17 protein-coding genes are annotated in these 21,386 nt (G+C 65.1%); 9 read left to right on the plus strand and 8 right to left on the minus strand.

The annotated features are described in order from the left end of the window. Window positions 1-10 precede the first annotated feature (10 nt). Window positions 11-730, minus strand: coding sequence for a prolipoprotein diacylglyceryl transferase (locus ACG2LG_RS04965; protein ID WP_396256879.1), 720 nt, complete (start codon window positions 728-730; stop codon window positions 11-13). Then, complete coding sequence (locus tag ACG2LG_RS04970) at window positions 727-2,367, minus strand: trypsin-like serine peptidase (protein ID WP_396256880.1); 1,641 nt, start codon at window positions 2,365-2,367, stop codon at window positions 727-729. Before ACG2LG_RS04970 ends, ACG2LG_RS04965 begins: the two co-directional genes overlap by 4 nt. A gap of 115 nt (window positions 2,368-2,482) precedes the next feature. Here ACG2LG_RS04970 and ACG2LG_RS04975 point away from each other — a divergent pair, with 115 nt between their 5' ends. Further along, window positions 2,483-3,793: an FG-GAP repeat domain-containing protein gene (locus ACG2LG_RS04975; protein WP_396256881.1), complete on the plus strand. Its 1,311-nt coding sequence runs from the start codon at window positions 2,483-2,485 to the stop codon at window positions 3,791-3,793. Between the two features lie 19 nt (window positions 3,794-3,812). After that, on the plus strand, window positions 3,813-4,979 hold the full coding sequence (locus ACG2LG_RS04980; RefSeq protein WP_396256883.1) for a class I SAM-dependent methyltransferase: 1,167 nt from the start codon (window positions 3,813-3,815) through the stop codon (window positions 4,977-4,979). A 97-nt stretch (window positions 4,980-5,076) separates the two neighbouring features. Here ACG2LG_RS04980 and ACG2LG_RS04985 read toward each other — a convergent pair whose 3' ends face one another. Beyond that, complete coding sequence (locus ACG2LG_RS04985) at window positions 5,077-5,931, minus strand: RNA polymerase sigma factor RpoD/SigA (protein ID WP_396256885.1); 855 nt, start codon at window positions 5,929-5,931, stop codon at window positions 5,077-5,079. 183 nt (window positions 5,932-6,114) lie between these two features. On the opposite strand from ACG2LG_RS04985, the gene ACG2LG_RS04990 reads away from it, so the two are divergent. Next, window positions 6,115-7,083 (plus strand): MerR family transcriptional regulator, encoded by a 969-nt coding sequence (locus ACG2LG_RS04990; protein ID WP_396256887.1) that lies wholly within the window; start codon window positions 6,115-6,117, stop codon window positions 7,081-7,083. Window positions 7,084-7,121: 38 nt separating this feature from the next. After that, window positions 7,122-8,741, plus strand: a complete 1,620-nt coding sequence (locus ACG2LG_RS04995; protein WP_396256889.1) for an ABC transporter permease — start codon at window positions 7,122-7,124, stop codon at window positions 8,739-8,741. On the opposite strand, the gene ACG2LG_RS05000 is transcribed toward ACG2LG_RS04995, so the two are convergent. Both ACG2LG_RS05000 and ACG2LG_RS05005 read right to left on the minus strand, forming a co-directional pair. Next, window positions 8,742-9,149: a PIN domain-containing protein gene (locus ACG2LG_RS05000; RefSeq protein WP_396256891.1), complete on the minus strand. Its 408-nt coding sequence runs from the start codon at window positions 9,147-9,149 to the stop codon at window positions 8,742-8,744. It lies immediately after the preceding gene. Further along, window positions 9,133-9,387, minus strand: coding sequence for a DUF6364 family protein (locus ACG2LG_RS05005; protein WP_396256892.1), 255 nt, complete (start codon window positions 9,385-9,387; stop codon window positions 9,133-9,135). Before ACG2LG_RS05005 ends, ACG2LG_RS05000 begins: the two co-directional genes overlap by 17 nt. A 128-nt stretch (window positions 9,388-9,515) precedes the next feature. Here ACG2LG_RS05005 and ACG2LG_RS05010 point away from each other — a divergent pair, with 128 nt between their 5' ends. The 4 genes from ACG2LG_RS05010 to ACG2LG_RS05025 all read left to right on the plus strand — a co-directional run bounded on the left by ACG2LG_RS05010 (window position 9,516) and on the right by ACG2LG_RS05025 (window position 13,665). Next, complete coding sequence (locus ACG2LG_RS05010; RefSeq protein ID WP_396256894.1) at window positions 9,516-10,079, plus strand: ribonuclease H-like domain-containing protein; 564 nt, start codon at window positions 9,516-9,518, stop codon at window positions 10,077-10,079. Between the two features lie 93 nt (window positions 10,080-10,172). Next, window positions 10,173-12,119, plus strand: coding sequence for an amylosucrase (locus tag ACG2LG_RS05015; RefSeq protein WP_396256896.1), 1,947 nt, complete (start codon window positions 10,173-10,175; stop codon window positions 12,117-12,119). Between the two features lie 101 nt (window positions 12,120-12,220). Next, window positions 12,221-12,919, plus strand: a complete 699-nt coding sequence (locus tag ACG2LG_RS05020) for a hypothetical protein (RefSeq protein ID WP_396256898.1) — start codon at window positions 12,221-12,223, stop codon at window positions 12,917-12,919. 140 nt (window positions 12,920-13,059) lie between these two features. Beyond that, window positions 13,060-13,665: an SET domain-containing protein gene (locus tag ACG2LG_RS05025; RefSeq protein ID WP_396256900.1), complete on the plus strand. Its 606-nt coding sequence runs from the start codon at window positions 13,060-13,062 to the stop codon at window positions 13,663-13,665. A 23-nt stretch (window positions 13,666-13,688) separates the two neighbouring features. Here the strand turns inward: ACG2LG_RS05025 and ACG2LG_RS05030 are convergent, their stop codons facing one another. From ACG2LG_RS05030 to yjjJ, 3 genes are all read right to left on the minus strand, one after another. Beyond that, window positions 13,689-16,784, minus strand: coding sequence for a DUF6288 domain-containing protein (locus ACG2LG_RS05030; RefSeq protein ID WP_396256901.1), 3,096 nt, complete (start codon window positions 16,782-16,784; stop codon window positions 13,689-13,691). A gap of 25 nt (window positions 16,785-16,809) precedes the next feature. Beyond that, window positions 16,810-18,057, minus strand: a complete 1,248-nt coding sequence (locus tag ACG2LG_RS05035) for a sialate O-acetylesterase (protein WP_396256902.1) — start codon at window positions 18,055-18,057, stop codon at window positions 16,810-16,812. 124 nt (window positions 18,058-18,181) lie between these two features. After that, on the minus strand, window positions 18,182-19,576 hold the full coding sequence (gene yjjJ / locus ACG2LG_RS05040; RefSeq protein WP_396256904.1) for a type II toxin-antitoxin system HipA family toxin YjjJ: 1,395 nt from the start codon (window positions 19,574-19,576) through the stop codon (window positions 18,182-18,184). A 541-nt stretch (window positions 19,577-20,117) separates the two neighbouring features. Here yjjJ and ACG2LG_RS05045 point away from each other — a divergent pair. Then, window positions 20,118-21,299: an AAA family ATPase gene (locus tag ACG2LG_RS05045; protein WP_396256905.1), complete on the plus strand. Its 1,182-nt coding sequence runs from the start codon at window positions 20,118-20,120 to the stop codon at window positions 21,297-21,299. The last annotated feature ends 87 nt before the right edge of the window (window positions 21,300-21,386 follow it).

The following is a 21,386-nucleotide window of genomic DNA, read 5'->3' on the forward strand; positions in this document are numbered from 1 at the left end:
TTGGTCGGCGCTACACTTGCCGTGATCCGGGAGTTTCGCAACCCCCGGAATCCGGCGAATTTTTTCCCTCCCCCGACGCGTCATTCGCCCTCCGGACAAAGGCAAGAATTGCGGCTCCCGCCGTGCCGAGGGCCAGCAGTTGGTAGCCGGACAACCCGGCGAAGGGCTTGGGGGTGGCGCGAAGGAACTCGTGGCTGAAGCGGAACAAGCCGTAGGCGATCAGGTAGAGGTGGAAGTGCTGGCCTGGGAGGATCTGGCGCCAGCGGAGGGCCAGCAGGCCTGCGAACACGACGAGTTGGAAGCCGATCTCGACCGGCACGGCGGGCCAACGGCAGCAGTCGAGGGGGATGCCGAGGCAGCATCCGGCGTGCAGGCAGCCAAGACGGCCGAGAACGAGCGGGATTGGCAGCAGGAGCGCGAAGCGGTCGCCGGTGACCTGATCGTATCCGGTGAAGTGCTTGGCCGCTTCGACCGCCGCCCAACCGCCGGGCAGCGCCCCCATCACGGATTTGCCCGACAGCCAGATCGTCCAGCGGTCCGGGTCGCCGGCGTGGAGCCACCCCTCGGCGGCAAGAAAGGCGAGCTTGGCCCCGAGAAAGGCCCCGATCAGCCCGCAGAAGTAGATGACCGGAAGCCGCGGGTCGTTGCGCGACATCCGCCACCAACCGAGCGCGCCGATCAGGATTCCCGCGGCGACCGCCGCCGCGTAGATGGGCGAGCCCGGCGTCATTCGTTCAGTTCGACCCGGATCCGCGCAAAGCCGGCGTCCGGGGCCGCGGTCCAGGTGAGGACCCGTTTCACAAATCCGGGCACCGCCGGTGCGTAGGCCTCGGTGGTCGACGAAAACCCGGGCGGGGTCGTGGTGACCCAGCCGCCGAGGGTCGACGAAAACTCCGGGATGTACGACAACCCTCGTAGCACCTTGTCGTCGCGCTCGGGGAAGGAGAGCGTCACGGTGCCACCGCCGACGCTGAGAGCGGGAGTGAGCGGCCCGCCGTCGGCGAAGACAAGGTGTCCGTTCTCCGGGTCGCCGCCGAAGGCGTACTCCAGGAGGTTGATGAGCTGGTCCTTGTCGGGATCGTCGCTCTCGGCGGGCTCGGAAAGTCCGGAGGCCCAGTCGGCGAAGGACGGGGCGAGCGCGATGGTGAATCCCGGAGAGGCTTCGGTCGTGGTGTCGCTGCGGCGCATGATGCCGGGGTCGATGGTCGCAACGGAGGGGGCGGCGGTCCAGGTGGCGGTGAAGGTTCCGCCGGCGGCTGCGGCGAGCAGGGCCCGGCGGAAGGTCCACGATGGCGCGCCGCCATAGGTGACCCAGCCGGCAGGCGGGGTCAGGGAGTCCGGGGCCTCGGCCGGGTCGAAATGGAATTCGACTTCGAGATTGCCGGTCTCGTTGGCACCGGTGTTGGTGAGCGTGTAGGAGAAGTCGAGCGGCAGGGCCCGGCGCGGGGTCGTCTGAGCGGTGGCGGAGGCGTCGCCGAGGGTGGTCATCGGTGCGTTCGCCGGCCGCATCCGGTAGCCGTCGGTGGCGAGGACGGCGTCGAGCGCGGTGATGTAGTGGGGAATGAAGACGTCGTAGTTTTCGTAAGGTTCGCTTGGGGGCGGTTGTGGGTCCGCAAAGTAGCCGGTGACGTAACTGTGAACTCCTACGAGCGCCGCTCTACCGTTGTGATCTACGAAAGTCGGACTGCCGGAGTCGCCACCCTCAAAGTGAACATCATCGGGGTCGAGGCCACCGCCGGTGCGCACGTAATCGAAATGCATGTAGCGGGTGGTCAGGAAACCGGTGTTACCGCCGTAGTTCTCGGTCCTTGAACTGGTTTCCACGTCTGCAATGACACCCTTGCCAATCACCGGGAACTTGTTGCCGCCTCCCTCATCGCGTTTGCCGGCCACACCTATTACGAGCGTCTCGTAGTCGCCTGGACTTGGCAGATCAAGGTAGGCCAAGGGTTCGACCCCGGAGCCTGCATCGATCGGTGAGGTGAGCTTCAGCACCGATAGGTCGGAGTTCTGGCCGCCGTCCTGGATGACCACCTGCGAGGTGATGTTTCTGATATGGTAGGTGCCGCCGCTGTCGACGAAGCGGACCGCTCCGCCGGGTCCCAAACCACCAGGAGTGAAGTGAGTGGCGAATAACACGTGCTGACGAGACACCAAGGCGCACTGAATGTCGGCTGAGATTGCATTCATGCCGATCCCTGTGAGGTCGAGATTGGCGAAGATCTGATTCGGATTGATCTGCGGATTGGTCGGAAACGGATCAAACCGCTTGTGCCGGGTCGCGTCGTAGCTGCGGAAAACAATGGCGTCCGCCGAGGCCAGGGTCAGCAAGAACAGCGACAGAGTGGTGGGCGGGAGGCGGGGCATCAGGGAATTTCGGGAAACCTAGGCGGACTTGCGGCGATCCGCCACGGCTTTGTTCGGCAAGATCAGGCTTCCGCCCGGCCCCGCGGAGCGTCAGTTTGAAGGGGTGATGACTTGGATGAGATGGATGCCGCCGATGCTGCTGGCGATGGTGGTGACGGCCCACGCCCTGAAGCAGGAAGCGGGAGACGGGAAGGCCGCCGCTTTCGAGAGGTTCGAGCTGACACGGGAATTCTGGTCGGAAGGCGTGGACTTCGGCGATCTGAACCACGACGGCGAAGCCGACGTGGTGGCGGGTCCGCACTGGTGGGCCGGGCCCGATTTCGAGCAGCGTCACAGCTACGGGCCGTCGGAGCGGAAGTCGCCCTCAGCGGAAGCCCCCCATCGGGCGAAGAACCCGGAGGGCGAGATGGTCACGGTGGCCGGCTTTCCCGGTGCGTGGTCGGGCCGCAACGGCTACTCGGATTGCTTCCAGCTCTGGTGCGACGACTTCAACGGCGACGGCTGGGACGACGTGCTGGTGGTCAGCTTTCCCGGCAAGGAAGCCTTTTGGTACGCCAACCCCCGCAACGAAGAGGGTGACTGGAAGCGACATGTCGCTTATCCGGCGGTGGACAACGAGTCGCCGCTGTTCGTCGACGTGACCGGTGACGGCCGCAGGGAATTGGTCTTTCACACCGAACTGAAGGAGAAGGGGGGTGCCTGCCTGGGGTATGCCGCGCCGGATCCGGCGAATGCGACGGCCCCGTGGCGTTTCCATCCGGTATCGGCCCCGCATCCGGATCCGAAGCCGCAGAAATGGGGCCGCTTCCATCACGGGCTCGGTGCGGGGGACGTGAATGGCGACGGCCGGATCGACCTGTTGATGAATCACGGATGGTGGCAGCAACCCGAGTCCTTGAAGGGCGATCCGGAGTGGAAGTTTCATGCCGCCGACTTCGCGCCGCAGGCGGCGCAGATCCATGTCGACGACGTGAATGGCGACGGTCGGAACGATGTCGTCACCGCGCTCGAGGCGCACGGCCACGGACTGGCCTGGCACGAGCAGGGGGAGGATGGGACGTTCCGCCGCCACGAGATCATGGGCAAGACCCCGGAGGCCAGTGCGGGCGGGGTGGTTTTCACCCAGCCGCATGCGGTCGAGATGGCCGACATGGACGGCGACGGGCTCACCGACATCGTGACCGGCAAGCGTTTCTGGGCCCACGGGCCCAACGGGGATGTCGATCCGGACGGCACGCCGGTGCTCTACTGGTTCAAGCTTTCCCGCGACGGGAAAGGCGGAGCGTCGTATGAGCCGCGCCTGATCGACCGGGACTCCGGGGTGGGCACGCAGTTTGCGGTGCGCGATGTGAATGGCGACCAGCGCCCGGACGTCGCAATTGCGAACAAGCGGGGCGTTTACGTCTTCCGGCAGCGCGGCGAGTAGGACGATGGCGCGGCTGAGGATGCGATTGCTGCCGCGGGCCGAGGCGGCCGTACGCCGGGGGCATCCCTGGATTTTCGCCGAAAGCATCAAGTCGCAGAACCGGGAGGGCGATGCCGGCGAACTTGTGGTGCTCTATGACCGCCGCGACCGGTTCCTGGCGGCGGGATGGTACGATCCGGATTCACCGATCCGCGTGCGGGTCGTCTGTGCCGGCGAACCGGCGACGATCGACCGGGCATGGTGGCTCGGGCGCGCCCGCGAAGCCGCCGCCTTGCGCGAGCCGGTCTTTTCCTCCGGGGAAACGACGGGAGCACGCTGCGTGAACGGCGAGAGCGACGGCTTCCCCGGCTTGGTGGCCGACCGCTACGCCGACACCCTGGTGGTGAAGCTCTATTCGGCCGTCTGGCTTGGGCGCTGGGCCGAGATCGAGGGCGTGCTGCGCGAAGTTTTCGAGCCGGAGCACCTCGTCCTGCGCTTCAGCCGGAATCTTCGCGAAGCCGCCGGGGCAGCCGGCCTGAAGGAGGGTTTCCGGGGAGCGGAGGGTGAGGAGATGGTGGTGTTCCGGGAAAACGGGCTGCGCTTCGAGGCCGAAGTACTGCGCGGGCAGAAGACCGGCTTTTTCCTCGACCAGCGCGACAACCGCTCGCGGGTCGAGGCGCTGGCCGCGGGGCGGAAAGTGCTGAATCTGTTCAGCTTCTCCGGTGGCTTCTCGGCCTATGCGGCGCGGGGCGGAGCGCGCCGGATCGTCGATGTCGATATCAGTGCCCACGCCCTTGCCAGCGCTCGTCGCAACCTGGCCTTGAACCCCGAACTGGGTGGTGTCCCGCACGATGGGGTGAAGGCCGACGTCTTTGAATGGCTTGAGCAATCCCGAGACGTCTTCGATCTCGTCGTTTGCGATCCTCCCTCGCTCGCCAAGCGTGATCGCGACCGGGACGGCGCACTGAGCGCCTACCGCCGGCTCAATGCCGCGGCCCTCGCCAGGCTGGCCCCCGGGGGTCGACTGGTCTCCGCCTCGTGCTCCGCGCACATTCCGACCGACCCGTTTTTCACCCTGGTCCGCGGCGAGGCCGCCCGCTCGGGCCGCGGATTTCGTGAACTTTGGACCAGCGGGCATGCGGCCGATCATCCAGCGACCTTTCCGGAGGCTTCCTACCTCAAGGCCATCTGCCTCGAGGTCGATTGAGCCCTGCGACAAGCAAAACCCTCCGGTCGAGCCCGAGGCGGGCAGGATCCGGAGGGTGGGTGGAGTCGCTGAAGCCTTTCGAAGGAAGGACCCGCAATCAGAGCATGCCGTGGACCGGATCCGGGAGGGGATTGTCCTTCCGGCGAAGGGCACGCCGCATCTTGTCGAGCGCCTTGTTCTGAAGCTGGCGGATGCGCTCGCGGGTGAGTCCGAAGTCGCGACCGATCTCCTCGAGATTCATCGGCTTTTTCCCGTTCAGGCCGAAGCGGGCGTGGATGATCTTGGTCTCCCGCGGATCCAGCGTGGCGAGCAGATCCTCGAGCTGCTCGGCCGAGTTGGTCCAGCTCAGTGCTTCGTGCGGGTTCACCGCGTTTTCGTCGCCGATCACCTCTCCATAGGTCGTGCCTTCACCATCGGCCAGGGGAGCGTCGAGCGAGGTGATCTTCTGGGCGGCCTGCTGGAGGGCGGCCAACTTGCGCTCGGGGATGCCCGTTTCTTCGGACAATTCGGCGCGGGTCGGCTCGCGGCCGATTTCCTCGGTCATCCGCCGCGAGATGCTGCGCATGTGCGAGATCTTCTGCACCATGTGCACCGGCAGGCGGACGGTCTTTCCTTGGTTGGCGAGCGCCCGCTTGATCGACTGCTTGATCCACCACGCGGCGTAGCTGCTGAGCTTGGCGCCTTTTTCCGGGTCGAACCGCTCGACCGCCTTGGTCAGGCCGATGTTCCCTTCGGAAATCAGGTCGGCGAGCGGGAGGCCGTAGCCGTTGTAGTCTTGGGCGATCTTGACCACGAGGCGGAGGTTGGCGCGGATCATGTGATCCCGGGCCTTCTCGTCGCCCTGCATCACCTTGTTGGCGAGTTTCACCTCTTCCTCGGGGGTGAGAAGCGGCGTCTTGGCGATATCCTTGAAGTAAGTCCGGAGCGATTCGTTGGATTGGGAGTAGGACATGATGTTTGCGGAGAGGTTTAAGAACAGTTTCCACACCGTGTGGTCGCCGAACACGAACGATCTAAGAACAAGGACCATTACAAGGCAACCAAAAAGCGAACAAGAATCAAAATATTCTCCAAATCCTCTCCATGTTCGCTTTTTGTTTGCTTTATCCCGGGTTTCGTGGACCATCGGTCCATCATGAGCGACAGCCGATCAGAACCCCGCGAAGAAGAACTCTTCGGGACCGCCACGGCGGTTTCCCGGACAGGGCTGAGCGCGGCGCGGATTCGGATGTGGGAAAAGCGCTACGGGGCGGTCGAGCCCAGGCGCTCCGAGACCCGGCGTCGGCTCTACACTCGCGAGGACCTGGAGCGACTCTCCTTGCTCAGGCAGCTCACCGATGCCGGGCACTCGATCAGTCGCATCGCCGGATTTTCGATCGAGGATTTGACCCAACTGGCCGAGGAGGAGGCGGCGTCGGGCCGTCCGGTCGGCGTCGATGCGGACGAACAGGGGAAAATTCTCGCGGTGAGTCCGTCGGGCGAGGCGCTCCTCGAAACGGAAGATCCCCTCGGTTTCCAGTGGAGCTGCCCGTTTGCGACCATCCCCGAGGCGCTCGCCGCCCCTGCCACTCCCGGCGCGCACCTGCTGCTCATCGAGACCGACACGCTCTTCATCGAAACGCTCGAGGATGCGAGGGAGCTGGCGAAACGCTGCGGGGCGCGGCGGACGCTCATCGCGTATCGCTTTGCCACCCGCGACGTGGCCGAGGCGGTGCGGGGCGGCGAGCCGGACCTGGTGTTGCTTCATGGGCCCCGGGACGCCTCGCGCCTGCGTCGGGAGTGCCTCTTCCAGCTCGAATCCCTCACCGGCCGGAGCCATCTCCCCGATCCGGGAACGATTCCCGAGCGGTTGTTCGATCCCTCGCAGCTCTCGCGCCTCTCCCAGATCGACAGCCCGGTCGATTGCGAGTGCCCCCGGCACATTGCCGAACTGCTGAGAAACCTCGTCGCCTTCGAGACCTACAGCGAGGAATGCGAGGACCGGAATCCCTCGGATGCCCTGGTCCACGCCTATCTTCACCGGACCACGGCGCAGGTGCGGCGGACCATGGAGGACGCGCTGCAGCACCTGCTCCACGCCGAGGGCATCGATCTGAAGTCCTGATCGCTTGCGCGGCGGGCTGTCGGCGGCTAGGCACGGTCATGGCCCGCCGTTCGTTCAGCCTGATGCTTGCCTGGCGCTACCTCAATCCGAGGCGCGCGCTGCTCTCGGCGGTGGCCCTGATTTCCGTGTCGGGCGTGATGCTCGGGGTCTTGGTTCTGGTCGTGGTGATGTCGGTCTATTCCGGCCTCGAGCGCGAGGTGAAGGGGCGGCTGCTGGGATTCATTCCGCACATCCGTCTGGACTACGCGCCCTACGGCGGCTTCCGCGAGCCGGTGGCCGATTGGCAGGGGATCGCCGGGAAAATTTCTGGCATGGAGGGAGTGGCCGAGGCCGGGCCCTTCGTGCAGGACAGCATGCTCATCGACATCGCCGGGTATCGTTCGGCGGGGACGTTCCGTGCGATCGACACGACCAATCCCCGGGAAGTGGCGGGCATCGAGGCGATGCTCGATTTTGACGCGTATCCGGAAAGCTCCTCCGACATGGGCATCGATGATCGAGTGATCATCTCCTCGAAGGTCGCTCGGTCCTTCAACGCGGCGGTCGGGGAAACCATCCGGCTGCTGACCCTGCGCAACTTCGAGCAGGTCGAGGCGGCCTACGAGAAGACCAAGAAGCCCCCCGTTCGCGAGCGCTTCGCCGAAGAACTGAAGGCGATCCGCGGAAAGGCGCGCGAGTCGTGGAAAACGACTGCGGAGGGCTCCGAGCTGACCACGGACGATTGGAACGCGATCTACAGCCCGCTGGCTCAGATTCTCGAGTCCGACATCCGCGAGCCGGAGGCGGAGATCGTTTACCAGGCGATCACCATCCTTGCGGCCGCCGAGGACGATGCCGGGAGGAAGGTGCAGAAGCTCGGGCCGGACGCTCAGGGCGAGTTCCTCGGGATTCTGGAGAAGCTCGACACCACCGACGTCAAGGAGATGGATGCCGACGTGCTCAAGGGCATCGAGGAGTTCGTCCTGCCGAAGGAGGCGACCATCATCGGCGTCTATCAATCGTCCCAGATGGCGCTGACCCCGGATGTCTTCGTTCCGCTGCATCTCGGCCAGGACCTGGCCGGCCTGGACGACCGGGTGCAGGGCGTGGCGGTGCGGCTCGACGATCCCTATCAGGCCGGCGTGATGGCCGGATTGATGCTGCAGCGCCTGCCCGAGGGTTGGTATCCGGTCACCTGGATCGAGGAGTTGGCGGATTTCTCGCGGTTGATCGAGCAGCAGCGGGTGATGATGTATTTCGCGCTGTCCTTCATCATCCTGGTGTCGGCCTTTTCCATGACGGCGGTGATGTTCACGGTGACCATCCAGAAGCGCCGGGAGATCGGCGTGATGAAGGCGCTGGGAGCGGCACCGGGGCAGATCGTGCGGGTCTTCGTTTACCAGGGTGCCATCCTCGGCTTCGCCGGGTCGGTGACCGGGATCGGCCTTGGCCTGCTGGTGATCCGGTTCCGCGAGGGCATCCAGAGCTTCATGCGGGGCTTCGGCTTCGATCCGTTTCCGGCGTCGTTCAACGGCTTCACCGTCCTGCCGGCCCACGTGAATCCGACCGAGGTGGCCCTCATCGGTGTCCTTGCCTTCCTGCTCTGCGCCGGCGCCGCCTTCCTGCCCGCCTGGTTCGCCGCCCGCAGTGATGCGGCGAGGTCGCTCAGGAACCTGTGATCAGCGGAAAGGATTCACGACCGTCACACCGTCGTATTCCTGGCCGTCCGAAAAGTCTTCCGAGTAGAGCGTGGGGCAGCGCGATTCCCGGGCCGACGCCAGAATCATCGAATCCCAGTGGGAGAGTCCGAAGCGGGAGTGGATCTCCAGGGCGCCGGTGAACGTTCTCTCGGTGAGGGGGGCGACCGGAAACCGCAGGAACTGCTTCAACCAGGCCGCTTCCTGCCGACTCGAGAAGTCGAGCTTCTTCGGGTGTCGTGCCGAGGCGATGAACTCGCTGAGAACCTGCACCGAGAGGTGGAGGTTGCGCCCGAGCAGGATCTCCCGGGCGATGCGGGTCTTTCGCGGTTGTGGCGTCACTTCATCGGCCGCGTAAACCAGCACGTTGGTGTCAACGAAGGCGCTCATCGTGGATCTCCCCGCGGGTCAGCGGCTTGAGGCTCCGCTTGCGCGGCCTGGCACGCTTGTCGGCCGCCCTATAGAGCGCCTCGAGGTCCTTCACCCGCTGGTCGTGGCTTTCATCGTCCTCGATTTGCCGCTCGAGGAATTGCCGAACCAGGGCGCTGACCGAGGTGCCCGACTTCGCCGCGAAGCTCCGTGCCCGGCGGTAGGTGTCGTCGTCGATCTTGAGCGTGATGTTTTTCACTGGCAGGAAAGTAACTGTGCAACTGTGCCACGGTCAAGGCGCGACGCGGGCGGGCAGGGAGCTCCGCCATCGAGGGGTCGGCCACTTGGCACTTCTCAGTGCGAAGCGTCCCCCCTTAGTCTCGCCGCGTGGCCGGGAAGAACATCGTTTACTTCGATCTCGAAACGCAGCGCAGCCTCACGGATGTGGGGCGGGCCAAGGACAAGCTCGGCATGTCGGTGGGGGTGACCTACAGCACCGGCGACGGTGAATACCGGATCTACGGCGAGAACGAGGTCGATGCCCTCATCGACCAGCTCCTCAAGGCCGATCTCGTGGTCGGCTGGAACCACGTCGAGTTCGACTACCCCGTGCTGCAGGCCTACACCATCGTCGACCTGCCGAGCCAGACGGTGAACCTCGACATGATGCTCGACCTGCAGGAGACTCTCGGCTTCCGCCTGAAGCTCGACTCCGCCGCCAAGGGTTCGCTCGGCGGCGAGGGCAAGACGGCCGACGGTCTCGACGCCCTGAAGTGGTGGCAGCAGCACAAGAAGACCGGCGATCTCGAACCCCTGATGAAGATCGCCGAGTACTGTGCCTACGACGTGAAGGTCACGAAATGCGTCCACGAGTATGGCGTCGAGCACGGCCGCTTGAAATACCCGGACCGGGCCGGCCACTTGCAGGAGGTGGTGGTTTCATGGGCGTGACCGGCCCGTTCCCGGCGCCGGAATTCTCCGTTGACCTGCCCGCCGTGGCACGGAGTTTGCCTTTCCACCCGCCTTCCGACTGATTCGAGAAACATGATGGACACCACCCTTCCCCCGACGATTCACGAAAGCCGACTGTCACTCCAGCGCCTGCTTCCCCGGCTGCGCAGGAGTTTCCCGGCCGACATCGAGGGGCCCGAGTGGGCGGTTTTCGAGGAGCGGCTGGAGCAGCATTTTCCGGTGCTCTTCGATCTGCTCTGGCAGGTCTACGGGCCGAGCTACGACTTTTTCTACCACGTCGAGCAGATCCTCCGCACCTGCGCCGAGGCGTGGCTGGAGCGCGACGCCGACCTCAAGAGCCTCGACGCGATCCGCGAAGGGCATCCGCACTGGTACCAGTCGAACCGCATCGTCGGCGCGATGGCCTACGTCGACCTGTTCGCCGGCGACCTGGAAGGGCTGCGCGGCAAGATCGACTACCTCAACGAACTCGGCGTGAGCTACCTGCACCTGATGCCGCTTTTCCGCAGTCCGGACGGCGACGACGACGGCGGCTACGCGATCAGCAGCTACCGCGAGGTCGATCCGGCGCTCGGCACGATGGAGGAGCTGGCCGATCTCGCCTCCGAGCTCCGGCATCAGGGGATCAGCCTGGTCCTCGACTTCGTCTTCAACCACACCTCCGACGAGCACGAGTGGGCGAAGCGGGCCCGCGCCGGCGAGGAGGAGTTCGAGAAATACTACTGGCTCTACCCGGATCGCACCGAGCCCGACCAGTTCGAGCGCACGCTGCGGCCCATCTTTCCCGACGCCCACCCCGGGTCCTTCACCTACCGCACCTCGATCGGGAAGTGGGTGTGGACGACCTTCAACAACTTCCAGTGGGACCTCAACTACCGCAACCCCGACGTCTTCAACGCCATGGCCGGCGAGATGCTCTCGCTGGCCAACGCCGGCGTCGAGATGCTGCGGATGGACGCGGTGCCATTCCTGTGGAAGGAAAAGGGAACGAACTGCGAGAACCTTGAGCAGACGCACATGCTCATCCAGGCCTTCAATGCGGTGGCCCGCATCGCCGCACCGGCATTGATCTTCAAGTCCGAGGCCATCGTCGCGCCGGACGAGATCAAGAAGTACGTCTCCGAGGAGGAGTGCCACCTTTCCTACAACCCGCCGCTGATGGTGCAGCTGTGGAACTCGATCGCCTCGCGCGACGCCTCGCTGATGCTGCACTCGCTGCCGAAGCGCTTCGATCTGCCGGACGGGTGCTCGTGGGTGAACTACATCCGCTGCCACGACGACATCGGCTGGGGCTTCGAGGACCGGGACATGTGGGAGATCGGCATGCAGCCGCACGACCACCGCTGGTTCCTCAACCGCTTCTTCACCGGCGAGCACCCCGCCAGCTTCGCTCGCGGCCGGCTTTTCCAGCACAACCCGGTGACCGGTGATGCGCGGATCTGCGGCACCACGGCCTCGCTCTGCGGGCTGGAGAAGGCGCTCTACGAGGGGGACGGGGATCAGACGGAGAACGCGATCCGGCGCATCCTGCTGCTCTACGGGATCATCTTCACCATGGGCGGCATCCCGCTGATCTATCTGGGCGACGAGATCGGGTTGATCAACGACTACGACTTCGAGAACGATCCCGAGAAGGCGGGCGACGACCGCTGGATGCACCGGCCGCCCTTCGACTGGGAAAAGGCGGAGTTGCGCAAGGAACCTGAATCCGTCGAGGGCAAGCTCTTCAACGGCATGCTGAAGCTGTCGCAGATCCGGAAAAACAACCAGGCCTTCCACGAGACCCGCACCGAGTTCGTCGATGTCGGGAACCATCACGTGTTCGGCTATTTCCGGGTCCACGGCGACCAGAGCATCCTGTGCCTCGCCAATTTCAACGACCACGCCGAGGAGGTCTCCGCCACGCGCCTGCGCCAACTCGGCCTGCGCAAGACCTTCACCGACCTCGTCGCCGGTCAGTCCATCATCGCCACCGAGAAGCTCATCCTCGAGCCGCTCCAATTCATGGCGATTCTCTAGGGGAGCGCCGGCGTCCCGCCGGCTGCGTTCGGCATCTTGCCGAACGTTCTTCGGAAATACGCTGGATCGTCGGCGCGGAATACCGATGCTGACCGCACTCGATGGACCAGCTCATCGAACTCAAGTGCCGCAACTGCGGTTCCCAGCTCGCGCCGGAGGATATCTCGGCACGTCTGGCCGTCGCGCGCTGCAAGCATTGCAACGCCCTGTTTGCGCTGCCGGAGTCGGTCACGTCGCCGCAGCCGATCGCCCGGCCGGAAGTGGAGCTCCCCAAGCGCTTCACGATCGAACGCGCCAATCAGACGCTTGCGATTTCGTGGCGCTGGTTTTCACCGGCCGTGCTCGGGCTTCTGTTCTTCGCGGTGTTCTGGAACGGTTTCCTCATCGTCTGGCACACCATCGCGCTGAGCCAGGGGGCGTGGTTCATGTCGGTCTTCGGGCTGCTGCACACCGGCGTCGGAGTCTTTCTCGCCTACTGGGTGGTTGCCAAGTTGATGAACCGGACGACGGTCTACGTCAGCAAGGACTGGATCCAGGTCCGGCTCGGGCCGATCCCGTGGTCGGGCAAGCAGGACCTCAAGCGTGAAGGGATCGTGCAGCTCTTCTGCAAGGAGAAGGTCCAGCGCGGCAAGAACGGAACGAGCCAGACCTATCAGGTCGAGGTCGTGCTCGAGGGCAACCTGCGCAAGACCCTGGTCAAGGGGCTGGAATCCGCCGACCAGGCGATCTTCGTCGAGCAGCAGATCGAGAAGTACCTCGGCCTCGCCGACGTCCCGGTGGACGGGGAATACGGCAGATGATCTGCCCATCCGCCGTCTTGACAGCTGGCGGCGGGAGGATAGATGCATGCGTCAACGGTGAAGAGTCCGCAAGGTCGCGAACGGGGGTTATGGAAACCCTTGGCCGGGACGGATGAAGCACCGGGCAATGACTGCCCCACATGATCCACCCATCGACCGAGCTCCGGCTCGTCAACCCGCTGGTCGGCTACGGCGTTTTCGCCTCCCGGCCCATCCCCAGGGGAACCCTCGTCTTCGTGCAGGACCCGCTGGATATCGAGCTCGCCCCCGAGCAGTACGACGCACTCGACCCCTCCAGCCGCGAACTGGCGGAGCGCTATTCGTACCTCGACCCGCGAGGCCACCGCATCCTGAGCTGGGATGCCGCGAAATACGTGAACCACTCCTGCGAGCCGAACACCATGAGCACGGCGTGGGGCTTCGAGGTCGCCCTGCGCGACATCGCCGAGGGCGAGGAGATCACCGACGAGTACGGACTCTTCAACCTCGAGTGGCAGATGGATTGCGCCTGCGGCCATCGGCGCTGCCGCGGCGTGATCCGGCCCGACGACGCGTGGCGGCACTTCCGCCGCTGGGACCGCGCGGTGCGTCCGGCGGTGCTCGCCATCCCATCGGTCGAGCAACCCCTGATCGGCCTGCTCGACGAGGTCACGCGCGGATCGCTGGAACGTGTCCTCGCCGGCGGCGCCCGCTACCGGTCGGTGCGTTCCCTGCTGCGCCCCGCCCCGGTGCAGGCGGCTTGTTAGAAAATGAGGAGCGCCGTCGGCCGCTACTCGAGGTCCGACATCCTGAGGCCCTCGATGAAGAGGTCCATCTGGCCGCGCGGCTCCCCGGTCCGGTTGTCGTACTCCACGTTGCCGTAGGCGGCGAGGACGTTGGTTCCCTTCCGCAGGTGCCGGATCTGGCCGGGGCCGAGGGCGATGGGGCGATAGTGCGGCATGTCCTTCCACCAGCCGTAGGTGTCGATCGCGTGCCCGTTGAGAAACACGCGGAAGCCTTGCCGGGCGAGGATGCTCAGCCGGTAGGAGTCGAAGTCGAGGGCATCGACCTCGAAGGTCGTGCGCATCACGATGAACTCGCCCTCGCCCCAGTCGGATAGGTTGGGGAAAGAGACGCCGCCCTGTTCGCACCGGCCGATGCCGATGGGCGCGCGGCCTTCGCTCCACCCGCTGTCGTCGTAAGCCGGCTCCTGCCATCCCTTCAGCTCTCCGGGCAGCTCGATGTCGCGGAAGCGCTTCTTCTCGCGGGGATGCAGCCGGTCCTTTTCGGTCAGGGGGTCGAAGGAAACGAACCGCCACGTGCGTTCGGCCGGCGGCACCTTGCCGAGCCGCTTCCAGCCGGCGTCGGGATTCTTCAGCTTGGTCAGATCGATGATCGTGTCCAGCAGCGGCTGGTCGCCCCTCTCCACACTTCCCCGCCGGATCAGTTCCGGACGATAGACATCGAACAGGATGCCGGTCAGCTCCTCGCGTTGATCGGTCGGCAGCTTCTCGAGCGTCGAGAAGAGGCCGTAGGGACGTCCTTCCGGATTCGCGTTCGGCGCGGCGACGAGTTGGACGAGATCGCCGGTGCCGAAATCGCTCATGCGGTCCTCCACCAGCCGCGCGACCGCCACGGCACTTGAGGGATCGGTCTGCAGGCACATCTTGGCGGCCTGGAAGACATTGAACGCTCCCTCCGAAGATCGCGGACCGCTCTTGATCTCGCTGGTGGCGATGGCCACCTCCAGCCCTTCCACGATCCGCTTTCCGATGGGGCTGTCGGGCTTCTTGCGCCTCAGCATGCCTTCGAGATGGTTCATCATCCGCTCGCGGGGCTGGGTGTGGTACTCGCGGGTCGCGACATCCAACAAGGTAGGCAGGATTTCCTGATAGAGGGCCTCGTCCTTTTCGAGTCCCGAAAGCGCCATGAAGGCCGACTCGCGCAGCCACCAGTCCTCATGCCCGGTCCAGGGCTTGATCAGCGGCAGACGCTCCTGAATGTCCGCCGCCGCCGCGAACTTGAGGGCCATCAGCGCGCCATCGACGACATACCACGCTTCCTTCGGATCCGAAATCATCCCGGTGATGCTTTCGAGCATCGCGGTCGTGAGCTTGTCGGTCGGGACCGGGTTGCGACCGATGCCGAACCAGTAGTTGTAGTCGATCAATCCATCGAGCGCCGCCCGCCGCACCCGCGGGTCCGGGTCGCGCAGCAGCTTCTCCAGCTCATCGAAGGCACCCACCGTCCGCAGCGCCTTCCCGGCCTGCGCGCGGACCATGTAGTTCCGGTGATAGACGTTCTTCAGCAGCACTTCGCGCGGCAGCGAGTTGAGATCTTTCGCCGGTTGGTGATAGGCGCCGCCGAGGGTGTAAAATGGCACGTGCGCGGGTTCTTCCGGACCGTACTCGAGATACTTCGGGTTGTGTTCGATCGAGAGGAAGGCCCGGTCGGCCTGGGTGCCCCACGGGTTTGCGGGTAGCTCGTAATCCTTCGAGTATTTCGTCCGCGGCGTCCCGGTGATGCGCAGGGTTTTCAGCGGTGCGGTGTAGGAGAGTCCCATGCCGGGCCCGGACGATCCGATCTCGCCGTTGCCCCATGCCAGCGTGCCGATGCCGATGCTGCCACCGGGCTCGTGGCTCAGGTCGTGCCACCACGTCAACCGGTCCATCGCCTCGCGGAAAAGGGCCGGCTTCTCGTCCATCAGATAGGCAGTGGTGATGCCGCGCCAGATGCCGTCGCCGCGGCCGTCGTCGCCATGGCCCATCACCAGCAGCGGGTAGCTGTCGATCATCGACATGGCCAGATACCCGCGAGCCTTCTGATAGATGGTGACATCGCCGCTGGAGCCCGCGGCGATCTGCATGGCGGCGGCGATCATGCCGTCCTTGCCGTTCGATCCCAGCCCTCCCTCGCCACGGTGATCGCCGTAGGCGACCGTCCCGTGACCGGCGAAGCGGTAGAAGAACCGCAGCGCCCCGAGCAAGGTTTCATCATCGACCTTCACCCCGCACTCCTTGCCCAGCAGCAGGGTCGTGAGCACCTGGGCGCCGGCCGGATTCATCAGGCCGCCGGCGACATACCCGGGATTGATGTCGTTGCTCCAGTGCGTCCATCCGCGGCCGAACTTCTGCCGCCTCTTCGCATCGTCGCAGTAGTGCTGCAGGATCGGCAGCACCGACGCATCGCCGGTGCGGAGATAGTATTCACCGCAGGCGATGCCGTTGTAGCCGTTGTTCCAGGTGTGGTCGCCGATGGCCTCCACATTCTTCGGAAAGGCGTCGAAGTAGGCCTTCACCCGCGGCAGATACTGGTCGTCGCCGGTCGAGAGCAGGAACAGGCAGGATAGCGCCCCGGGAATGCCGCCCTGATTGAACTTCGCCGGGTCGGCATAGAAGCGGGCGGCGTTCTCGATGACCTTCTTCGACTTCGCGCAGTCCAGCGGCCAGTTCTTGCCGTAGGTCCCCAGCACCGGGATCAAGACGATTTCCTTGCGCGCCGCCTTGCCGTCCGCGGACGTGACGTCAAAGACCATCCGGCCATCGGTGGCCTCGGCCTGGGTGAGGGCGTTGCCGAAGGCGACAAACGGGTTCAGCCCCTTCAGCGACACGCCGTTGATCCCGGTGAGGATCTCCCCCTTGTGGAGCTTGCCCTCGGCCGGCGAGCCGGGAAGCGTCCGCTCGACCTTGACGACGACCCCCGGGTGGACCCGCGCCATGATGCCGGTCGCGCCGATCCCGTTGAACGGAGTGTCGCGGTCGGGATGCGGACGCGACTGATAGATCTTCTCGCCGGTGTAGAAGGACTCGGCGGATTCAGGAGCCGCGTGGACGCAGGCGAGACCGGTCAGCAGGGTGACGAGGGCGAAGGATGGGACGGTTTTCATCGATGGAGCGGTTTGCTGGTGGAAATCACGGTGCCTGCCTCTGCTTCAGCAGGGCGAGATTGGCGTCGGCGAAGGCCTTGCCCATCACGGCGAAGGTCTTGGCGCAGCCGAGGTAGTGATAGCCGGCATTCGAGGCACCGCGCTCCCACAAGGCGACTTCGGCGGGACTGATGAGTTCGGCCTCGAACTTCTTCAGGTATTCGTTCTTCTGCTCCTGGGTCATGTGGCCGTCGGCGTTCGGGTGGTCCTTGTGCTGCGAGTCGAGGAAATAGCGCATCTGGCCGACCTTGCCGCGCTTCTCCTCGATCGCGCCGAGTTCGTCGCACCAGAACGGCGCCGTTTCCACGGCTGCCACGTTGCCCCTAAATTCGGGCATGTCCGCCGGGGCCGCCATCGCCTTCCGGAAGGCCACCATGTCCGGCGACTGGTCCTTGCGCCCGCCGACCCCCATCACGCCGATCACGAAGGGCATCTTGGGAGCCGTCAGCTCCTTGCGGACGTCGCGGATGAATTGGGCGAGCAGTTCCGAGTAGAGGTCGAAGCGGTCGGGCCGGCCGTGCTTCGGATAGACATGGCCGTCGACCATGTCGTTGAAGCCCTGGAACCAGACGAAGCCCGCCAGTTCGTATCCGTCGGCGGGATCGTGGTCCGGAACGACCTGCTTCGGGTCGGCCAGCACCTTCTTCACGTGGTCCATCATCAGTCGGTAGTAGTGACCGGTCGCCTTGGCTTTCTCGACCTTCCACTGCTCGAAGTCCTTCGGAATCCCGTGCCCTTCCTGCTTCGGATAGTTCTCCCGCTGGAACGAGCTCAGTTCATAGGGCCCCGCGCCCGGCGGGCGGAAATCGGTGTGCAGGCTCTTGCCGCCCCACGCCGCCTTGATGATGAGCACGGGTTCCTCGAGTGCCGAATCCATGGTCAGCCCGAAGGTGAACTCCGGCCCGATCCGGTCGCCGGGCTTGCTCGGATCCAATCCCCACATCGACCCGTAGCCGGCGGTGAGCGGGCCATGCAGGTCGAAGTTCTTGTCGTTGGCCCCGGTGAGGTAGGATATCCACGCACCCTCGGCGATCGACGGTTTCCCGTCGGAGCCCCGCATCGACTTCAACAGCGGCGCGGTCGCCGGGTCATCGCCGATGTAGTCGAAGGTCGCGACGCTCGCCGGCCCCTCCATGTTCGACTGACCCGCGAGGATGAAGACCTTGAGCGGCTTCGCTTCCGCGCCCGGAGCGACGAGAAGCACGGAGGCGAGGAAGGCGGCGGTGCGTTTCATGGTGGTGCTGCGGGAGGGGCGACTCGCCCCATGCCACGAGGGGGATTCGTGGCATTCCGCGACGTTCTTGCATCGGAATCGCCACCGGGTCGCCGACGCGGCCATCCGTGCCTCGACCGCAGCCTCAGCCGACATGCTGCCGCAGGCGTTCGACGATGTCGCCGGCCTGTCGGGCGGCCTCGGCACGCGAAGACGAGAGCCTGGGGTCGTCGATGACCCGCCGCCAGAATTCCGCGGCGAGGGCGGCGGACTCCCGCCACACCCCGGTCATCGCCGGCACGGGAGGCTCGGGCGTGAAACGCCGTTCCACGATCTCGCCCTGCACCCCCGGGGCCCAGAGCATGGGAAGCATGTCGTAGGCCGGGGTCGGCTCAAGCGGCAGGGTGTCGCCAAGGAAGAACGCGACGTTGCCGGCGTGCATGTCGGTGTTGCCGATCAACTCGCCGAAGGCGTGGAGCTTGCGAAGGACTCGAAGCGAGTCGGCGTGGACCAACCCTTCCCTCATAAGATCGCTGCCTCCCGATGGCCAATCGCGCGGAACCGACCCGAGCGCCGCCGCCGCGAGCGACTCCATCGACACCACGCCGCGACGTCCGCCGGCACCGGTTCGATCGAATCGCGGGACTTCGAGAAACCGCCGTCCCGCCGCATCGATGATCCGGGCACCCGACTCCGCCAAGCCGGCCGTGGAAAGCACCTCATGGGCATGGAACTCGCAGAGCAGCAGGTCCGCCCAGCGCTCGCCGACCGGTTGATCCACGGGCGGTGAGAACTTCACGATGGCCTGACGGATCGCGCCCGTGCCATCGACCAACCTGGCGATGAACTTCGGCTGCTCGCCCCCGGCGGAGGACCCCGGCGCCGTTTCCGCGATCGTCCGGGCTTCCTCGGCATAGGCGGCCTCGGGCGACTCCATCGGAACGAGCCGCACTTCCCGGCTACCCGCGGTGATCGCCAGGGCCTCACGTAGGCAGCGGTCGCCGACGACCAGATCGCCGGGAAGGTCGCGGCCTTCGGCGTGGAGGTAAACCAGCGCATCCTCGTCGCCCCACCGCCGCGGATCCTCGGGGACCCCCAACCGGTCGGACAACTGCCGCGCGATGATGCGGCCGAGGAATCCCTGCGGCCGCACGTCCTGGAGGAAAAAGGGCAGGCCGTTCAGACGCCCGTGTTCATCGCCGAAATACCCGGCCCATGCCGGCGGGGTCCCGGCCCAGCTCAACCGCCAGGCGCGATCGTGCAGGGCCTCCAGTTCCGCCCACTCGGAGGCCCGCCCCGTTTCATCGATGCGGTGGATTGGCCAGCGGTTGCCGATGCCCCGGACCGACCGCCGAAGCAGGTAGCGGGTGCTGCGAGTCGCCCCGAGGGTGACCAGTTCATCCCCGAAGTCCCTCAACGCCCGCCCGATGGTGGTGCGGTTGACCCCCAGCAAGGCCGCCAGCTCGGTGGCCGACACCGGTCCGCGCGAGCGGATCAGCGGCACCAGGCGATCGCGGGTGATGGTGGGTGGCCGGGGCATCTAACGCACGCATCATGCATCAAAAATAATTCAATGGAATCTCTAAATTAATGGTCTTAGAGTCGATTAGGTATTCAATTATGCATCATAACAATCGAGGCTTCGACGACAGGATGGTTGCTGACACCGCCTTCCTTTTGTCGTTGTTCAAGCAATCCCATTTCATCCCGAAGGGATGTCAGCCATTAGCCTGCATTTCTCACGAGTATGAATTGCATCCCGACCGGGTCGGGACCGATACGGCACTGCAGGGGATTCTGGCGATTATTTTTGTTAGACAGTGTGTTGCAGTGCCTATCGGGGCTAACCCCGACTCCGTTGGCCCTCTGGGCGGATTTCTCACGGGACGTGAGAAATCCTGGTTAGCCGGAATGGTGCGAGTTTAAGGAGGTCAAGTCGGCGTTCTTCAAGGTCACAGATCGTGATTTCAAGTTGGGGACCTTTGATGTCGCGATTTCCGACCTCAAGATTTCGACATCAAGGGTTCTTACACCGGTTTACAAGATTCTTGTAATTTGGGATAACTTTGATACAAATCCCCATGGACCCGATCCGAAATCCATACGCCCCGGGGGCCGGCAGCCAGCCTCCGGCACTCGCGGGACGGGACGCGATCAGGGAAAACGTGCGCATCGCCATCGAGCGGATCCGCCTCGGACGCACGAGCAAAAGTGTGTTGATGGTCGGTCTTCGCGGGGTTGGCAAGACCGTGCTGCTGGATCGCATGCGTCTTGATGCCGAGCAGGCGGGCCATTTCGCGCTGCGCGCCGAGGCACCGGAGGTGCGTTCGCTGCCCGCCCTGCTTGCCCCGCAGCTTCGGACCGTGCTGCTGAAGCTTTCCCGGATCGAGGCCGCCAAGGATCGCGCGCGGCGTGCCTTGCGAGCCCTCGCCGGTTTCGCCAGCGCGCTGAAGATGAGATTCGAGGATATCGAGGTCGGGATGGATTTCGAACCCGAGCCGGGTCTCGCCGACAACGGCGACCTCGAAAGCGACCTTCAGGACCTGCTGGAAACGGTCGGTGAGGCCGCCAAAGCCGGAGGCACGTCGCTCGTCATGTTCATCGACGAACTCCAGTATGTGGAGGAAGAGCAGCTCGCCTCGCTGGTCACCGCCCTGCATCGCACCTCGCAGCGGGGCTTGCCGGTCGCCCTCGTAGGGGCCGGCCTGCCCCAGCTCCCGGGCCTGATGGGCAAGGCCAAGTCCTACGCCGAGCGACTCTTCGATTTTCCGGTCATCGGCCCACTCGACGACGCCGACGCCCGTATCGCGCTCGTCGAGCCGGCACGCGTGGAGGGCGTCGAGTTCGAGGACGAGGCGCTGCGCCACATCCTCGACCAGACCGAGGGTTATCCCTACTTCCTCCAGGAATGGGGCAAGCACTCGTGGGATTGTGCCGACGCCAGCCCGATCACCGCCGAAGACGCCCGGCAAGCCACGGTCACCGCCACTGCGGCGCTCGATGCGAGCTTCTTCCGCGTCCGCTTCGACCGCCTCACGCCCCTCGAGAAACGCTACCTGCGCGGAATGGCGACCCTCGGTCCCGGGCCGCACCGCTCCGGCGACATCGCCCAGCAGCTCGGGCGCGAGGTCCAGTCCCTCGCCCCCACCCGCGGCAACCTCATCCGCAAGGGCATGGTCTGGAGTCCCAGCCACGGCGACACCGCCTTCACCGTGCCGCTGTTCGACCAGTACCTGAAGCGGGTGATGGGGCGGGACGGGTAGGAGTCATCCCTCAAGCGTCGATATTCACGTGCTTGGGCAGAACACTGGATCGTGAATGCGTTTATTTTGCTTGCTTCGAATATTTCG

This window comes from Haloferula sp. A504 (assembly GCF_044385805.1).
Lineage (GTDB): Bacteria > Verrucomicrobiota > Verrucomicrobiia > Verrucomicrobiales > Akkermansiaceae > Haloferula.